Source organism: Paenibacillus sp. FSL H8-0104 (genome assembly GCF_038050215.1).
GTDB lineage: Bacteria > Bacillota > Bacilli > Paenibacillales > Paenibacillaceae > Paenibacillus > Paenibacillus amylolyticus.
Genome location: NZ_JBBOTC010000001.1, coordinates 2,346,938 through 2,364,103, shown reverse-complemented (window position 1 = coordinate 2,364,103; position 17,166 = coordinate 2,346,938). Strand labels below are relative to the sequence as shown.

At 45.2% G+C, this 17,166-nt stretch carries 15 protein-coding genes, 1 tRNA gene and 1 riboswitch; of the genes, 7 read left to right on the top strand and 9 right to left on the bottom strand.

Annotated elements, in window-relative coordinates:
• Positions 1-484: 484 nt before the first annotated feature.
• Complete coding sequence (locus tag NST38_RS10765) at positions 485-1,045, bottom strand: flavin reductase family protein (protein WP_076249882.1); 561 nt, start codon at positions 1,043-1,045, stop codon at positions 485-487.
• 233 nt (positions 1,046-1,278) lie between these two features.
• On the opposite strand from NST38_RS10765, the gene catA reads away from it, so the two are divergent.
• Positions 1,279-1,926, top strand: coding sequence for a type A chloramphenicol O-acetyltransferase (catA, locus tag NST38_RS10760; RefSeq protein WP_076249883.1), 648 nt, complete (start codon positions 1,279-1,281; stop codon positions 1,924-1,926).
• A gap of 82 nt (positions 1,927-2,008) precedes the next feature.
• Here catA and NST38_RS10755 read toward each other — a convergent pair whose 3' ends face one another.
• On the bottom strand, positions 2,009-4,648 hold the full coding sequence (locus tag NST38_RS10755) for an adenosylcobalamin-dependent ribonucleoside-diphosphate reductase (RefSeq protein WP_076249884.1): 2,640 nt from the start codon (positions 4,646-4,648) through the stop codon (positions 2,009-2,011).
• 501 nt (positions 4,649-5,149) lie between these two features.
• Between NST38_RS10755 and NST38_RS10750 the strand changes: the two genes are divergently transcribed.
• The 3 genes from NST38_RS10750 to NST38_RS10740 all read left to right on the top strand — a co-directional run bounded on the left by NST38_RS10750 (position 5,150) and on the right by NST38_RS10740 (position 9,278).
• On the top strand, positions 5,150-6,913 hold the full coding sequence (locus tag NST38_RS10750; RefSeq protein WP_076249885.1) for a DEAD/DEAH box helicase: 1,764 nt from the start codon (positions 5,150-5,152) through the stop codon (positions 6,911-6,913).
• Between the two features lie 3 nt (positions 6,914-6,916).
• Positions 6,917-8,116, top strand: coding sequence for a YqhG family protein (locus NST38_RS10745; RefSeq protein ID WP_076249886.1), 1,200 nt, complete (start codon positions 6,917-6,919; stop codon positions 8,114-8,116).
• A gap of 154 nt (positions 8,117-8,270) precedes the next feature.
• Entirely contained in the window at positions 8,271-9,278 is a 1,008-nt protein-coding gene (locus NST38_RS10740; protein ID WP_341343962.1) for a hypothetical protein, read from the top strand.
• A 120-nt stretch (positions 9,279-9,398) separates the two neighbouring features.
• On the opposite strand, the gene NST38_RS10735 is transcribed toward NST38_RS10740, so the two are convergent.
• On the bottom strand, positions 9,399-9,617 hold the full coding sequence (locus NST38_RS10735) for a YqzE family protein (protein ID WP_036609606.1): 219 nt from the start codon (positions 9,615-9,617) through the stop codon (positions 9,399-9,401).
• Between the two features lie 195 nt (positions 9,618-9,812).
• On the opposite strand from NST38_RS10735, the gene NST38_RS10730 reads away from it, so the two are divergent.
• Positions 9,813-10,559, top strand: a complete 747-nt coding sequence (locus NST38_RS10730) for an N-acetylmuramoyl-L-alanine amidase family protein (RefSeq protein WP_036609607.1) — start codon at positions 9,813-9,815, stop codon at positions 10,557-10,559.
• Here NST38_RS10730 and NST38_RS10725 read toward each other — a convergent pair.
• The gene (locus tag NST38_RS10725) at positions 10,534-11,328 is read right to left on the bottom strand and encodes a divergent polysaccharide deacetylase family protein (RefSeq protein ID WP_442789428.1); all 795 of its coding nucleotides are present in this window, start codon (positions 11,326-11,328) and stop codon (positions 10,534-10,536) included. The genes NST38_RS10730 and NST38_RS10725 overlap by 26 nt on opposite strands.
• 451 nt (positions 11,329-11,779) lie before the next feature.
• Here NST38_RS10725 and NST38_RS10720 point away from each other — a divergent pair, with 451 nt between their 5' ends.
• Entirely contained in the window at positions 11,780-13,474 is a 1,695-nt protein-coding gene (locus NST38_RS10720) for a carbohydrate-binding protein (protein ID WP_036609608.1), read from the top strand.
• 145 nt (positions 13,475-13,619) lie between these two features.
• Here the strand turns inward: NST38_RS10720 and NST38_RS10715 are convergent.
• Together NST38_RS10715 and pelA are read right to left on the bottom strand one after the other, a co-directional pair.
• A tRNA-Leu gene (locus NST38_RS10715) sits at positions 13,620-13,703 on the bottom strand.
• A gap of 176 nt (positions 13,704-13,879) precedes the next feature.
• Entirely contained in the window at positions 13,880-14,842 is a 963-nt protein-coding gene (pelA, locus tag NST38_RS10710; RefSeq protein ID WP_036609609.1) for a pectate lyase, read from the bottom strand.
• A 419-nt stretch (positions 14,843-15,261) separates the two neighbouring features.
• Positions 15,262-15,393, top strand: a riboswitch (cyclic di-AMP (ydaO/yuaA leader).
• Between the two features lie 5 nt (positions 15,394-15,398).
• On the opposite strand from pelA, the gene NST38_RS10705 reads away from it, so the two are divergent.
• Entirely contained in the window at positions 15,399-15,863 is a 465-nt protein-coding gene (locus NST38_RS10705; RefSeq protein ID WP_036609611.1) for a C40 family peptidase, read from the top strand.
• 73 nt (positions 15,864-15,936) lie between these two features.
• On the opposite strand, the gene NST38_RS10700 is transcribed toward NST38_RS10705, so the two are convergent.
• The 3 genes from NST38_RS10700 to NST38_RS10690 form a co-directional block, all read right to left on the bottom strand.
• Complete coding sequence (locus tag NST38_RS10700; RefSeq protein WP_017689352.1) at positions 15,937-16,266, bottom strand: carboxymuconolactone decarboxylase family protein; 330 nt, start codon at positions 16,264-16,266, stop codon at positions 15,937-15,939.
• 141 nt (positions 16,267-16,407) lie between these two features.
• Positions 16,408-16,626 carry a hypothetical protein gene (locus tag NST38_RS10695; protein ID WP_036609613.1) on the bottom strand — a complete coding sequence of 73 codons (219 nt, stop codon included), beginning with the start codon at positions 16,624-16,626 and terminating at the stop codon, positions 16,408-16,410.
• Between the two features lie 119 nt (positions 16,627-16,745).
• Positions 16,746-17,075 (bottom strand): hypothetical protein, encoded by a 330-nt coding sequence (locus NST38_RS10690; protein ID WP_036609615.1) that lies wholly within the window; start codon positions 17,073-17,075, stop codon positions 16,746-16,748.
• Positions 17,076-17,166 lie beyond the last annotated feature (91 nt).

Sequence of the window (17,166 nt, the reverse complement as noted above, 5' to 3'; positions counted from 1 at the left end):
ATTGCACCTTCCATCTTTCATTTACAGCATAAGAAAAGCTTCTGTTTGAAGCACGATCCGATGATGCGACATTCTGTGTGAATTCTATAATCTTAAAGAAGACGATTTGCCTGTCCATTAAGTTTAATTATTAAAATATTCTTTATATTCATTCGTGAGTTCACGTTTAGCATTATACGCCCGAAATAAGCCTCATACTTTACAGGAATAGTTACAAACGATTAAACCGATGTAACCTTTCCTGCCAGCTCATATAGCTGTAAAATCATACTCTAATTTTGTCGTTAAATATAGTACTTTTCATCGAGTGGCTAAAATTACCTGTCTCACTTGCGCAAACCAGCATACCCACGCACACATCGATTGAAACAATTGAATTCATAACAAAAGGCTGCCGACTTGCTCAGCAGCCAATATCCATTATAAACCTATGTCAGACCGGATTGAAAGTTTTGCTCATAATTGCTTCTTCTTGCCTAGGACCCTAGAGGTGGAACGGGTGAATCTTTTCTTCTGTCCTCGCATCCATGATCCGGTATGCTGAACGCCCTGTGTACATTGGGATTTGCAACTTCTCCAGATCAACCATTCCATTCTCCAGAAAGTACTTCTGATCCTGATATCGCTGCAACACTTCGCCTGCAATCCATTCATGGTCACCATATGTCGTAATATCCATAACCTTGCATTCATAAGCAAAATAAGCATCTGTCAACATGGGTACACTTACCTTGATTCCTTCCTCATATGGAATGCCGAATCTTGTGAATTTATCCGTATCTCTTCCACTGAACGTTCCTGCAGCTTGAATCCACTCTGATCGATGACCTGGTAGGAAATGAACACCGAATACGCCACTCTTCTCAATGAGTTCATAGGAGTATGTTTCCTTACGAAGGGAGATGCCGTATACGCCTGGTGATGACCCGATGTATGTATGCCATCCGGACGCCATCACATTCTGGACTCCCTCATGACGTGAAGTCACCACCGCTACCATTCCAGGATAAGAATAAAATATGGGTTCTTCTATCGGCTGACGCATCTAATCCCCTCTCTTCTTCGTTATAAACACAACTTTAATTATAAAGGAAAGAAACAGGTTGAAAAAGCGTTTTGCAGAGGATTTCGCTATAAGCGACACATTCAGTATCATGTTATACTGAGATGGATCAATTTCTAAAAATACAATACTGGGAATGTGATAGGATATGGTCAAATCAGTCAAATATACCTCCTAAATAAAAGACATTATTCAAATTTAGGAGGTTATAACTTATGTTTAATTCAATCGTGTTAGATCAGTGGGATCGAAAGCCATACTTTGACCACTACTTGAATCAGGTCAGATGTACCTACAGCATAACTGCTAATCTGGATATCACTCTATTGATCAACGAACTGAAGCTTAAAGGATTGAAGTTCTATCCGGCTCTTATTCATATGATCTCTACGGTTGTCAATGCACACAGGGAATTTCGAACCTGTTTTGATGCCGAGGGGAAATTGGGCTACTGGGACGAAATGTCTCCGAGTTATACAATTTTTCATGAGGACAACAAAAGTTTCTCAACGATCTGGACAGCATTCCATGAAGATTTCGAGACGTTCCACATTCGTTATCTGGAAGATATGAAGAATTACAAAGATCACAAACAATTTGTTGCCAAACCCAATGAACCGCCAAATACTTTTCCCGTTTCCAGTATTCCTTGGGTGAACTTTACGGCATTTAATCTGAATATTTACAACGAGGGAACCTACTTGTTGCCTATTTTCACGATGGGGAAATATGTACAACAGAACGATAAAGTATATCTTCCCTTATCCGTTAAGTTACATCACGCCGTGTGCGACGGCTACCATGCTGGTGTTGTATTTAATGAATTGCAATCACTTGCAGATCGATGCCAGGATTGGTGTTAGTTAGCTAAATGACAAAAAGGCATTCCTGACTTCATGATGGAGTCAGGAGTGCCTTTCTTTTTCTCTTTTTTTCAAAAGATATTTAATTGCACTTACTGTACCCGCAGTTGCTGCATGTTCTGCATCCTTCCACATTCATCAGGGATGCCGAGCCGCATGAAGGACATAAATCTCTCGATTCGGTAAAGGTTTTCTGATCCTCCACTTTTGGATACGTGCTCTCCACTTGACTCTGTTCTTGTAATGCTCCAGTTTTGTTCTCCTGCACATCGCTCTGTACATGACTTTCCAATGCTTTGGCGACTGCATCAGCAATCGATTCAACCCTATTGGCTCCGAAACCAATCGCTCCCGAACCACCGATTCCCTTGAGATGTTTGATCAACAGTTCAACCTTTTGCCCATGATCTCCGTATCGAAGGAACAGAGAGCATACTCGACCGAGTGCCTCAGCCATGGCAAACACATCCGATCCCGCTTTGCCCACGTTCAGGAAGATCTCACCCGGGGTTCCCTCCAGATCATTGATCGTAATGTAAGCCATACCAAATGGCGTATTGATTTTGTATGTCGCACCGCGCAGTACTTGAGGACGGCTTCTGTATTGTTTATCCAGTACTGTAGAAGAGGACGGGGCTTGATCAGAAGAATGCGTTCTAACACCAACCTGGCTATTGGAAGTTCCATCACTTGCCTGTACTTCAGCATTATTCGGGTTTTCTATAGCAGATACGACTGTCTTCTCTTCAGCTTCCGCCGTGTTCTGATCTTCACCTTGGGTCTCTTCCTTCTTCGACGTGGACAACACCTGCACATCCCTGCTGCCGTCGCGGTATATCGTTACTCCCTTGCAACCAAGGTCGAAGGCCAGTTCGTACAGCTCAGCCGTATCCTCCACTGTAAAATCAGCCGGACAGTTGGCCGTCTTCGAGATCGAACTATCCACCCATTGCTGGATCGCAGCCTGCACCCGTATGTGATTCTCAGCCGACAAATCCATTGCCGTCACATAATAGTCTGGTAAAGCTTCACCCGGATGTTCATCCAGCCAGTCTTGTGCAATCGGTACGAACTGTTCATCATAACCTAGACGGCTTTGACGGAAATACTTGAAGGCGAAATACGGCTCAATACCTGTTGATGTGCCCACCATCGTACCTGTACTTCCCGTTGGCGCTTGTGTGATCAGTGTGACATTTCGAATGCCCTGTTTACGGATGGCCTCTCCCACTTCAGGGTACGTCGCAACCATGTTTTTCATGAATCCACTCTGTAAATACGGTTCAGCTTCGAAAGCTGGGAAAGCTCCCTTCTCTGCTGCAATCTGTGCCGATGCCAGATAGGCCTCCTTCGCCATGAATCCATACAGTTTATCCAGAAAAACAAGAGATTCAGGACTGCCGTATCGAATACGCAGCTTAATCATCAGCTCTGCCAGTCCCATCGTGCCAAGCCCAACCCGGCGTTCCCGCTGCTGATTCAGTCTATTTTCCTCAAAATGATATGGTGTTGCATCGATGACATTATCCAAAAATCTAGTCGAGATACGAGTGGTTTCCGCCAGTTCATCCCATGCCACATCATGATTTGTTTCATCGTAGAATTTGGACAGATTAATGGCAGACAGATTACATACACCCCAGCCAGGCAGGCCTTGTTCCCCGCACGGATTAGTACAGATAATCGGATTGAAATACCAGCTGTTGGACATCTGGTTGTAGTACTCCATGAATACCACACCAGGCTCTGCCGATTTCCAGGCTGATTCAATAATGGTATGCCAGATTTTGCGAGCCTTCAGTGTACGATAGTGCACCACCGAATGACCTGCGGCTTTCCATTGCTGCATATCCCCGTTCCACTCGGTGTCGTAGTCCGGATCGTTTGTATCGGGGAAAACCAAGTCCCAATCTCCGTCCTGCTTGACAGCCTCCATAAATGCGTTGCTCACACATACAGACAGATTGGCATTGGTCACCTGCCCCATCGTTTGTTTCACGGTAATAAAATCAAGCACATCTGGATGCCAGTCATTCATCATGAGCATGAGCGCACCCCGGCGGCTTCCACCCTGTTCAATCAGTCCAGTCGTATAACTGAACAAGCCACCCCAGGATACGGAACCGCTAGATGATCCGTTGACACCTTTCACCACCGCTCGGCGAGGACGCAAAGAGGACAAATTAATACCTACGCCTCCCCCACGTGCCATAATTTCCGTCATCTCGGTCAAAGTCTTCATGATGCCACCCCGACTGTCTTGCGGAGATGGAATGACATAACAATTGAAGAGTGTCAACTCATCGCTTGCCCCCGCACCTGCAGCAATTCGGCCTCCGGGTACTAACTTCCAATCTTCCAACACAGAGCGGAACTTGGACTCCCACGTTGCCCGCTTATCAGCTGTGGATTCGACAGAAGCCATCGCTTTGGCAAGACGGTCCCACATCTCTTCCGGTGTTTTTTCTATGTTGAGTGTCAATTTCTCCACACTTGTCTCGATCATCTCTCCGCTTCGAGTTCTTACCTGTACAAGCTGACCCTGACGTTCTATGATTTCGCCCACTTCCTTGGTTGGGAACTTCGGATCATCCTTCGTTAATACCAATACCACATCTCCGACCTTGGCATGATTCGAATCAGCGTCCTTCCAGGCGTATCGGTCCAGAAATATTTTTTCGCTAAGTCCTTCTAATTGGTACGATCGTTGGTTCGATTTCATCGCTACATTCAACCTCCCCGGTATAAAGCTCCATGTTCACTATATGAGTAAATTATGATGAGACACCACATATAGTGATATAAATTCAGTATAATACACCATATATTGATTTTCCATATGACTTTTATCATAATCCATCTTCATATACTCCCTATACTCGGACAAGCTTCTTGTAAATAAACTGTAGTTCACATTGGTTCAACTAAACTTTTTACACAAGAACGGAGAGGACAGAAATAACCTGAAGAAGCGAAGCGTTGGCCTAAAAGCTTTCTGAAAGAAAGCTGCATCGAAAGCATACGCTATCCCCGGGTTTTCCCCCTTTGGACAAGGGAATCAAAAAAATCTGGGGATAACAGCGATTGGAAGGTTATTCTGTCATCGGAGTGACAAGTGTAAATATTCCTTATTTGAACCCACATAGTTATGAACTGACTCTCATTCGTCCATACTATTACCTACGAATAAAACGTCATCACGTATGGCAGGGGAGGAAACACCATGAACCGGAAAAACCCGCACCACATGAATCAACCTGTAGCCGAGCTACCCGTTCCGTTGGAATTTGATCGGACCTGGATTAATCAATTGGAATCACGACTGGATAAAGGAGGTCCTTGGGGGGATTATCGACTCTTCCAACTGGGCATTCAAGCCGAAGAGACCAACCTGATTCCCAATTTTGACGAGATCCAATGTCTCAAGCATCTACAAGGCCTCACTCCACTCCCTCACCAGATGGACACTGCTCGCAGAGTATTATTTGAAATGTCAGGCCGGGCCATTCTCGCCGATGAGGTGGGTCTGGGCAAAACCATTGAAGCCGGTCTCATTCTGAAAGAATATATGGTTCGAGGTCTCGTATCCAAGGTACTCATTCTCGTGCCTGCCTCTCTTGTACTGCAATGGGTACGGGAGTTGAATTCAAAATTTGGCATCCCTGCTATTGCCCAGAAAAAGGCCTATTCCTGGCAGAATGAAGTGGTTGTTGCTTCCATGGATACAGCCAAACGTGACCCGCATAAAGATATGCTGCTGAATACTGATTACGACATGATTATTATTGACGAGGCTCATAAGCTCAAAAACAAGAAAACAACCAACTATCAATTCATGCTCAAATTGCGCAAAAAGTATTGTCTGTTGCTTACAGCTACACCTGTGCAGAACGATATGAGTGAATTGTTCAATCTGATCAACCTGCTGAAGCCCGGTCAACTGGGTCGTCAGGGTGACTTTGCGGCCAACTTTGTTGTAGACAAACGAGTTCCGAAAAATCAGGAACAGCTTAAGAACGAGTTATCCAAAGTCATGATTCGTAACCGCCGCGGCGAAGGCCCTGTTCAATTTACCAAACGGAATGTCTCCAACGTGAATCTGCAACTATCGCTCGAAGAACAAGCGCTTTATGATGGCGTGACTTCCTTTGTTAAAGACCAGTACCAGGAAGCTGGCGGTAACCTGAGCAGCATGCTCTCCCTTGTTACATTGCAACGTGAAGTGTGCAGCAGTCGGGATGCTGTATTCGTGACGCTGGTTAATCTGTCGAAGAAACTTCCGCTGGACTCTCCCCTTCGGGACAAGATTTGGGAACTCGTTGCCCATATTAAAGCGATCAAGGAGAATACCAAAGCGGAGAAAACGATGGAGCTGGTTCGGAACATGAATGAAAAAGTAATTATCTTCACTGAATACCGGGCCACGCAGGAGTATCTGCTAAACTATTTCCGCAACAATGGGCTTACGGCTGTACCCTATCGGGGTGGCATGAATCGAGGCAAAAAAGACTGGATGATGGATCTCTTCCGCGGGCGTGTGCAGGCCATGATTGCAACCGAAGCGGGTGGTGAAGGCATTAATCTGCAATTTTGCCATCATATGATCAACTTTGATTTGCCTTGGAACCCTATGCGGGTTGAGCAGCGGATCGGTCGGGTACACCGGCTGGGACAGCAAAATGACGTGAACATCTTCAATTTATCCACGACTGGAACCATTGAGGAACATATTTTGAATCTGCTGCATGAGAAGATCAATATGTTTGAGATGGTGATCGGCGGGCTGGATGTCATTCTGGAACGGTTAGAGAAGAAGGAGTCTATTGAGAAAAGTTTGTACAAAATCATGCTGGAATCACAAACTGATGATGATATTCGCCGCAAAATGGATTCACTTGGACAATCGTTGAACTCTATTCAACGTGAGGTTTCAGATGAAGGGCCTGCCGTATCCGGGTTGTTAGATCTTCGCAAAGGAGGTAGCTAACTCATGACCATGTCTCCCCATGAAGTACAGGCTTATGTTCTCACCTATCTGGAAGCACTGGATTGTCAGATTATGGAGCGTTCCCCTGCCCATGTTACAGTCAAACTCTCGCCTGAGGCGGACAAAGCGTTGACCAATCGCCCCTATTATTGGGGGTTCGTGGAACGAACCGGAGCACCCGCTGAGACGATGTCCTTTACATTTATATTTGATCCTGACAGTTATCAGCAGGCCATTGAAGCAGCAGAAGCCACAGCTGCGCAAGCATCACCTCCTGCTGTTCCTAACCCTGATGGAACGAATGGCGTAACCAACGGCAGTCCTCAAGGGGAGCCACCAAAAGAAACTATTCTAGGCCGTTACTTCGGTATTACGCCATCGTTGCCACAGCTGGGGCCAGGACGAATATTGCGTGAAGAAGTGGTGTATGGCAGTCGCAGACTGCAGCAGATTTTCGGCGCTGCCCGTGAAGGCGGTGCCTTCGTGAACCTGTTCGAACAGGCTGCCAAACGGCAATTGCGGGCTACAGCGCCAGCCGTATATGAGCCTTGGCTTGGTGTCTGTTTCAAGGTGGAATTCGCCTGTGATTTGAAACGGGAGGAATTGCATTTTCTCGGCATCTCCCTTCGCTCGGGTGAAATTATAGAAAAATTCGGTACTAAGCTGAACCGACGTGATCTCAGTCCGAGGCTTGCGGAGAACATGCATGTACAGACAGCTAAAGTTTCGTTATTTGATGCCGGAGCTGCTTTGGAATCTCATTTGACGAACCGCTTGCTGGAACTCGATTATAGCTGGGCAGAGAAAGCCCAAGAGCGGCTTGATCTGGAGCTGGACGTGTTGGACACCTACTATGAGGCGGTACTCCGGGAAGATACGCCTGAGGTAGAATTACCAGGTAACATAACCTCAGACACGGAGAATGAGAATGTCCATTCTGACCGCACGCCACCTGCACCACTGATAAAAGTTGTGGATATAACTAACGCTAAACCCATTGGAGCAGATGTAGAACTGGCGGCAGAGGCCGCAGTACCGATCAACTCCGAGACAGATGCCGAAGAAGAGAAAGCAAAACAGGCGGTAATCGATCGCGAAGCTATGAAACTGCAGTATGAGACACGCCGGACCGAGATGATCTGGCAATATGAACCCAAAGTGAAAGTGACTGCCATTAGCAGCGGCATGTTTCACTTAAGATAGACGAAGACACTACTTTTCCTGCAAATGCTGGCAAAAGTAGTGTTTATTTATGATCAGCTACCCGACAGGTTGTAGCAACCTTTGCATAACCTGTCCCCTAGAATGAAACTAGGACCCGCTCAGGTAACGGATAAATGAAAAAGTAGGTGTAAATTTGAAACGATTCTTTCATACGTGTTGGAACAACGCTTGGAAAACAACCTGTATAACCTTGGGCTTGCTCAGTTGTCTTGCCCTATTCTCTTTTTGGTCGATAGCCAATGCAGAGGAACTAAAAACGTCTTCGCTATCCCCCGCATCATCAATTGAGTATAGTCCCAAACATCATGCCATTCAGAATGAAAAGCTAGCTCCCGTTGCTGTGCAACGGTTTGCAGAGCAACAAGCTGTTACACTTGGTACAGCTAACGGCGAAGTGCATTGGAAGAACGCCGACCTGGACTTCTACCCTCTGGGGCCGGGTTTACATAGCTGGCTCGTACAAGCTGTGTTTGAAGGCAAACCGATCGGATATATGATTATTACGGCCACAGAGCAGGGTCAGTTGATGCTTAGTGAATATGGTCATGGAGAACAGTCACCATACAACAATGAACTTCTTGGACAAACCTTGGATCGACAACATGTGGACCTTGAGGTATTACTTGCTGGAGCAGGAGAGCTTCATCTTGGTTATGCTCTTCCCCTGCTGGCTTATTGGAAAGTGGAGCAACCTAATCATCCTGCACTTTATATTGATGCTACCAACGGAGATGTACTACCGTCAGAGTTTCTGAACCTGCTGGAGGCTGATTCCAAACAGACCTCTGTCAGCATAACTGATTTATCCACAACGCCATCTTTATCAGTCGACCCACTTCATCTCCGACCCGTCTTCAATCCGGCTGACAATCTGTTGTGGCTTACCTCCAAACCTGTTGCTGCCGACCGGGCACAAGATGTGATACAACACGGGGAGAATCAAGAGATTGTTTTCTCAGCGGGTGATCGTAACGTTGTATACGGCGGTCCTCTACCTGTTAGCGGTTATCAGCTGTGGCATACAGATCAGGTAGCAGAGTCCATTCTATATGTAGCGCTAGGTGGAAAATCATCCGTTCAACGCTTTGTCCCTTTAAGCACATTGCAGCAAGATGGCCATTTTTACCTCGTAAATCCTTGATCATCAGCAAATTCTTAAGACACAGTCAGATAATTTGTAAAACAACAAATAAGACGCCTTCCCATTTTATTAAGGGATTGCGTCTTTTGGTTTACCATTAGTGAAATAGGTAAGGGATAGTCACCCTTTTCCCGAAGAACTTCGTTTATGAGACTGTGTATCGAATTCTTTTTCCTTTTTCCCCACCCACAGGGATACAGCGAAAGGGATCATACCAAACCACTTCATCGCCCACGGCTCTTTCCTTTTGGTGCGACCTTTCCGCTCATCCTTCGGCGTATCGATATAATGTACTACACGTTGCGTAATGTATTTTACCAACTCATCACTTTTGGCCATAACCTCTGCCTCCTTCGCTCCTGCACTTTCACGGAGCTTACGATAGTTCTATTGTGTGCAGGATGTGCAATGGTTAAACATTTTTTTATTGAAAGGAGTATGAAAACCCTCAAAATGCACAGTCTAATGCCAAAGGTATCCATACAGTCTTTAATCTGCATCCGGTACCTATTTCATGAAGGAGTGTGTATTCCCATGTATAAGCTACTGACCGCTTCGGTGGCCTTGCTCATTAGCTTCCATTGTCTTCCCATCCTGCCCCACCATGTCGCGCATGGAAAAGCAGCCCCGTCCCAGAACAGTCCATCCATGCTACCAGTGACCGATGGAGATGCTTATCGCTCAAGTCATCATGCCTTTGCAGCACCCGTTATCCTGCTCGACGTAGGCCATGGGGGTATTGACGGTGGTACGTCAGCCCAAGGTGTGCTGGAAAAAGATATCAACCTGGCCATTAGCCAAAAGGTCTATCTCCTGCTTCGCAGCAAAGGTTATGCCGTTATCATCAATCGACTTGGTGATTATGCACTTAGTGATGAGAACCGCTGGCTGAACAGCCGCTCCCGTCATACCAGAGATCTTGCTCAACGTAAAAGCCTTAGCGAAGAAGTAAGTACAGATATCGTGGTCAGCATTCATGCGAACTGGAGTCCCCGATCGACAGCACACGGCCCGGTGGTACTGCACCAGAAAGAAGGCAGGAGTTATTTGCTGGCCCAATCCATTCAGGATGCCATGAACAAGTTGTACGAAACGGAGCACGGGGTTGTATGGGGCAAGCCCTTTTATATATTGAATTACGTGAAGCAACCTGCCGTCATCGTCGAAACCGGATTTTTGAGCAATGCGGCAGATCGAGCCAGAATGAATGACCCCGCTGAGCAAAAACGAATCGCCCAGTCCATTGCCAATGGCATTATTTATTATCTGTCGGTAGTGTAGGAGCAGACTGCCATTGCCACACATCTCGAACCAGATCACCAATCCCTACAAATTGGACCTGATTTTGCAGACGGGAGACGGATTCACGAATTACTGCGGATGTGTTCATCCCCGAATGACCGACATGACCAATGACAACACAGATATCCTTGTCGATCGCACGCTGAGCAGCCAGATCCAGTTGCTTGCGAATGTGTTGCTTGGAGTTTTGATCATCCAGGAAAATGTCATTACCTACAGGTGGCATGTTTTTGGATATGGCCAGTTCCCCCACCACGGAGCGAAAGTTCGTACGACTGTCTACAAAGAAGAGACCCCGCTCCTTGCATACATCGAGCACAATGGACATGATGCGTTTGTCCGAAGTAATTTTGGAACCCATATGATTGTTCATGCCAATGGCGTGGGGCACATCATCAATCGCTTTCTCCACGCGTGAGCGGACTTCTTCATCTGTTAGATTGGATGTGATTGCACCCGGGCCCAGCCATTCAGGTCGTCCTTTCTTGGGTTCCATGGGCATGTGCACAATCACATCCATTCCCTTTTCATGTGCAGCCATCGCATCTTTCTTCGTTGTTGGTAAAAAAGGCATAACCGCTACCGTCAGTTTGACTGGCATCGCCAGGATCTCTGCCGTACCCTTCATGTCATTACCAACATCATCGATGATAATCGCTAACCGTTTGTGATTCGATGTGGACTCTGAAGCTGCCGCTGTAGGCCCTCCTGCCGATATGCCTGCGTAAAACACAATCAATAATGCCATGATACCTGCAATGAATCGATAATTCTTTCTCTGTACCTTCATCATGATTCCCTCCCCGTAACTTCTGTGATCTCATTGTTTGATAATGAAGGGAGGAATATGTAAGCCAAAGCCTTCCTTAATGATCATACCCCCGCCCATTGAAGACCTCTATCTCAAGCGAATCCCCCATCATTCCAGTTTTCCCTTTTGCATTCAGACAAGAACTGTCATTGAATAGTTAGAAAATAGAGATTAATTAGAAAAAATACTGTAATTTGTCAGGTTTTCAGTTTAGGAATTTTTTAGTAGAATCAACAAATGAAAGAGGTTCTATGCTTCAATTCTATCCTATGATTTATGGAAGGAGGTTTTGAAAGGGTTTACATAAAATAAATGCCAGACAATCCGCTATTCTTGTTTGTTATTCCTGGTTGCGGTTTCTCTATGTAACTTACTATTATCGAGGAGGATGAAAGTAGTGAAATTCAAACTAAAAAAGACGATTAATGTTCTTTTGGCCTGTTTAACAGCCCTGCCTTTGATGTTAACCCCGACAAATGTGTCAGCAGCCAGCGATGCCAACATTAATTTGTCCTCGGAAAAACAGCTGATCAAGGGCTTTGGGGGCATTAACCTTCCTGCCTGGATTGGTGATCTGACTCCCGCTCAACGTGAAACTGCTTTTGGTAATGACCAGAATCAATTAGGCTTCTCCATTCTCAGGATCTACGTTGATCCAGATTCCAATAACTGGTATCGTGAAGTTGCCACAGCCAAACGGGCTATCGAAAAGGGTGCTATTGTATTTGCATCCCCATGGAATCCTCCAAGCAGCATGGTTGAAACATTCAACCGCAATGGGGACACAAATGCCAAACGTCTGAAATACGACAAATATACCGCATATGCGCAACATCTGAACGACTTTGTAACCTACATGAAAAATAACGGCGTAGATCTGTATGCCATTTCTGTACAAAACGAACCGGATTATGCTCATGACTGGACTTGGTGGACTCCACAAGAGATCCTTCGATTCATGAAAGAAAATGCCGGGTCCATCCAAGGTACCAAAGTCATGGCGCCTGAATCCTTCCAGTACTTAAAGAACATATCCGACCCAATCCTGAATGATCCGCAGGCACTTGCCAACATGGACATTCTGGGAGCACATACGTATGGAACCCAGATTTCGAATTTTGCCTACCCTCTCTTTAAGCAAAAAGGAGCCGGTAAAGAACTGTGGATGACTGAAGTGTATGTTCCAAACAGTGACAACAACTCAGCAGACCGCTGGCCTGAAGCATTAGACGTTTCCTATCACATGCACAATGCCATGGTAGAAGGTGATTTCCAGGCCTACGTGTGGTGGTACATCCGCAGACAGTATGGTCCGATGAAAGAGGACGGTACCATAAGCAAACGCGGGTATAATATGGCTCATTTCTCTAAATTCGTGCGTCCAGGCTACCTGCGAGTCGATGCAACGAAAAATCCGGATACGAACACATTTGTCTCAGCCTATAAAGGTGATAACAAAGTCGTCGTCGTGGCAATTAACCGTGGAACTTCAGCCACAAGCCAAAAATTCGTTCTGCAAAATGGTAATGCCTCTACTGTGTCCTCATGGATTACGGACAGCAGTCGAAACCTGGCAAGCGGAACCTCGCTTAACGTATCCAATGGAGCCTTCACGGCACAGCTCCCGCCTCAGAGCGTAACAACGTTTGTTGCCAACGTTACTGGCGGAAATAGCGGCGGGAATACAGGCAGTGGCACGACGTATGAAGCCGAGACCGGAACGTCACTTACGGAAGCTGCCATTGAAACAATCTACCCCGGTTACACTGGCTCCGGGTATGTTAACTTCAATGCGATGACTGGTTCAGCCATTCAATGGAACGGCATTAATAACACGACAACAGGTACCAAAAACGTAAAGTTTCGTTATGCGCTGGAAAGCGGCACTCGGAACCTCGACATTTTTGTGAACGGAACCAAAGTCATCAGCAACGAGCCCTTTCCCGCTACGGGAAGCTGGTCCACTTGGGTTGAAAAAACAATACAGGTCCCCATGAACACGGGGACCAATACATTGAAAGTGGTTACCACCGGATCGGAAGGACCGAATATTGACAGCGTTAATGTTACCGCAGCACAATAAACGTTCCGTATGGCTGATGGAAGACATTTGCTGTACGTGCAGCTAAGCACTAACCTCTTGAATACTCATCACTAAAGTTAGTGTTATATCAAAAAATGCAAAAAAAGACTCCTTAAGCGTTAGCTTAAGGAGTCTTTTTATTAGATGCGGTCGAGAGGACTCGAACCTCCACGGGGGTTAGCCCACACGGACCTGAACCGTGCGCGTCTGCCAATTCCGCCACGACCGCATATTGTATCTTCGTCATCCATATCGGCGACAAGAAATAATATATCATGCGTAATCTATCATGTCAACACTGAAAATAATAACAATAAAGCCCGAATCAGACGTCCATGTCGATTCGGGCCTTACCTTTAACTGTTGCTAATAGTTTGGTTCATTAATACGGAAGCATACTACAAATTACAGCTTGGAAGGCCAGTTGCCATACCATGCATAACCGCCTCTTCTTTCTTTATCAATATCACTTAATTTGTATTTAACTACCCCGTCACGACCAATAAAGATTGGTTTATCCGTTCCGATCTCATAGAAGCGTGCCCAAATTGGTGCAGCTTTGGAATCAGCGATAATTTTACTATCTCCATTAGCTCTTTCATACTTGTAACCCGTAATTTTCACTTTGTTAAACCAAGCCTCCGCTCCTTTAATGGATGCGGTAATTTTAGCGTTAGCAGGTCTGGTTTTCAGAAATTTAACAATCGTTACACTCTCTCCAGCTGTCAGCGATGGCACTTCGTAGATTCTTGCGCTCGCTGGTTTAAGAGAGCTGGAATCATGTTGTTGTCCCCATGCTGTCAGCTTACCACCTGAAACGACCTGTGTATTCAGAATCGCCTCCACACCTTTGGCAACTGAATTTTTACTGCGGTTAGCAAGTGTACTGTCGATAAATGAGAAATCACCTTTGCGTGCCGCTACTTCATCCAGCATGATCATTACATTAATCATGGCATCATCATTGTAAGTGATGTGCTTGTGGTATCCGGAGCTTTGGTAAACTTGTGGCCACCCGCCGTTTGAATACTGCATGTTGATCAAAAAGTTAATTCCTTTGATTGCAGCTGTGGAGTAACGCGGATCATTCGTCTTTTTAAATTCCTTCGCCAATCTTCTAATTTCTGAGTATGTAGCCTTGTTGTCTATCGTGGACTTTGCCCACTCTCCACTTGTCTGTTTATAATCTTTTCTCCAACCTCCATCCGGCAGCTGGTTCTTCAAAATATCAGAAATACTCGCTGTAGTACCCGACGCATCTGCAGCAGATACCGTCCCTACAGGGAGAACTGCCATTCCAACTGCTGAGAACACCATCGTACATGCCAGGACAAAAGTAATTATTTTCTTCGCTTTCAAATGTAACACTCTCCTATGTTCGTTTTTATAAATCTTCCACTTCTACTTTACCTATGATACGCGTCTCTAAACCTCCTTTATTTGTATTTATCGCATAATAAAATCAATTTTAATCCAATATGTGGATTGGATAATCAGATAATATGCAAAAAATCGATTTTTGTCAATATATGCAACTTAATGAATATAATCTCTCTAATTCTACATAACGGAATAGTTCTTTTAACTCATGACAAACCTATCTATTTATCCAAATTCGTCTTACACGAATCAATAATGACGTTTTTGTCATGAATGATACCCAAACTCGATCCCTTTTTTCATATAAAAACCTTAATTCCGCTAACATTGAGGTATTAAGAAAGGGTTTAAATGGGTTTGACAATTACGCATTTATGCAATATAGTTTCAAATAGTTACAAAAACTTAATTATTCATTGCCGAGTTTCATGTTTGAAAACGGGGGAACCAATTTGGGTGAATTATTCTTATACATAGGAAATATAGGGAACCTTCTACCGAACCCTTAGCTAACTCCGTAGGCATCGAAGGGAGAACATTGATTTTGAAAAAACTGATTATCTCCATTTTTGGAGCAGCTGTATTATTTACATCCGGGGCAACAAGCACAGAGGCAAGCAGTATCAACTCCGTAGTGAACAACATGACAGGTATTCCTTACAAATGGGGTGGCACAACTGTAGCCGGCTTCGACTGTTCTGGTTTTATGAGATATCTTTTCAACAAATACAGCATTGAATTACCACGTACTTCGCAGCAGCAAGCCAAAGCAGGTACTCCCGTATCCAAGAGCAATGTTCGGACAGGTGATCTGGTGTTCTTTAATACAACAGGCAAAGGCATTTCACATACAGGTGTATATATCGGCGGCGGACAATTCGCTCATGCCTCCAGCAGTAAAGGTGTAAGCATCACGAAGTTATCGAATCCATACTTCAATGATCGTTATGTAACCGCACGTCGGGTAACTGGACAGTTTATGTATGATAAAATGTTAGGTAAAATGTGATTCGCATACAAAAAGGCATCGGTTATTAACCGGATGCCTTTTTTGCACTTAAAAATGTATGTTGCATTGCTTACTAATGCAGCGCCTTCTGCACTCGCATCGCACCCTGAGACAGGGCATGTCCTCCTCCAACAGCTCCGGCCACCGCAACGGTCTCCATAATCTCCTGATCTGTTGCTCCCTTGGCCCGGGCTTCTTCTACATGGTAGAAGGTACATACCTCATTGTTTGCGAATAATCCAATGCCAAGCGCAATTAGCTGTTTTGTCTTCGCATCAATCACACCAGGTTGGAAACATTCTCCGGTAAACTCATGATACGACTTCACCACACCTGGCAGCACATCGCTTAATGCTCCAATCTGATCCTTGTAGGCATGAACTTTATCATTCATCAATGTCATGGCTTGTAGCACACCCTCTCGGCTATAGTTACAGATCTTCCTCACTGTACCTATCTTCTCTCCCGAGTGAGCCATTTATGCCAAGAAATCATGGTAATTCCAAACATTTAACGCGCATGGCTCTGCCATAATTATAAGCTGTTACTCACTAAGTGGACTCTGGCGCGGCTCGCTGAACAGCTGATAGCTGTAACCTCGGTCCAGCTTAACGACACGTCGATTCTGACGACGGATAAGTACCTGCTCGCCATCCCAGGCAACCACAATCCCTTTCACGTCGTTCGATTCCAGCTCGTCCCGTACTACTCTAACTTTCTCACCTGACAGACGCAGGGCGTCCAATTCTGTATCACTAATCATCTTCATGGCTCCTATATTTCAAATTTATTTACAAAAAGAGACCTAAATGAAAAGTCATTTAGGTCTCACGTGACTGTATTGGACTGTCATGTCATTCGAAATTATGTCCCGACTGAAAGTTACCGCTGCGCGTGCTCTTTGCTGTCGTTCTTCTCGAACCAAAAATCAAGCACTTTGGCGGACATCACACGTTCTTCAAGGTACTCCACTTGATGCGGTGTAAATTGTTCTTTCCAAGAGAAGGACAACTCTTCGCACAAGCCTACAATCGTCAGTAATTCTGACCAGGCAACATAGCGTTTGTACCAGAAAAATTGAGGATGTTCAATCATATAGGGATAAAGGTCATCGAATTCCGTATGTTTACAATCCAGGGCACGTTCAAAATGAACTTTCGATTCCGCCAGCTTATCATTAAAAAATTGTTCTGTTGCCGGTTGGTTCCCCATGGTGTTGCCTCCTCTCCCTAACATAACCCCATTATAAATGAAATCGGCGGTCATGCAAAGGCATAGTTCAAAAAATAGGCCCTATTCCTTT

Coding starts and splice junctions, on each gene's coding strand:
- NST38_RS10765 (WP_076249882.1), bottom strand. CDS start 1,045: ATGCGTCAGCCGATAGAAGAACCCATATTTTATTCTTATCCTGGAATG.
- catA (WP_076249883.1), top strand. CDS start 1,279: ATGTTTAATTCAATCGTGTTAGATCAGTGGGATCGAAAGCCATACTTT.
- NST38_RS10755 (WP_076249884.1), bottom strand. CDS start 4,648: ATGAAATCGAACCAACGATCGTACCAATTAGAAGGACTTAGCGAAAAA.
- NST38_RS10750 (WP_076249885.1), top strand. CDS start 5,150: ATGAACCGGAAAAACCCGCACCACATGAATCAACCTGTAGCCGAGCTA.
- NST38_RS10745 (WP_076249886.1), top strand. CDS start 6,917: ATGACCATGTCTCCCCATGAAGTACAGGCTTATGTTCTCACCTATCTG.
- NST38_RS10735 (WP_036609606.1), bottom strand. CDS start 9,617: ATGGCCAAAAGTGATGAGTTGGTAAAATACATTACGCAACGTGTAGTA.
- NST38_RS10730 (WP_036609607.1), top strand. CDS start 9,813: ATGTATAAGCTACTGACCGCTTCGGTGGCCTTGCTCATTAGCTTCCAT.
- NST38_RS10725 (WP_442789428.1), bottom strand. CDS start 11,328: ATGGCATTATTGATTGTGTTTTACGCAGGCATATCGGCAGGAGGGCCT.
- NST38_RS10720 (WP_036609608.1), top strand. CDS start 11,780: ATGAAAGTAGTGAAATTCAAACTAAAAAAGACGATTAATGTTCTTTTG.
- NST38_RS10700 (WP_017689352.1), bottom strand. CDS start 16,266: ATGACATTGATGAATGATAAAGTTCATGCCTACAAGGATCAGATTGGA.
- NST38_RS10695 (WP_036609613.1), bottom strand. CDS start 16,626: ATGATTAGTGATACAGAATTGGACGCCCTGCGTCTGTCAGGTGAGAAA.
- NST38_RS10690 (WP_036609615.1), bottom strand. CDS start 17,075: ATGGGGAACCAACCGGCAACAGAACAATTTTTTAATGATAAGCTGGCG.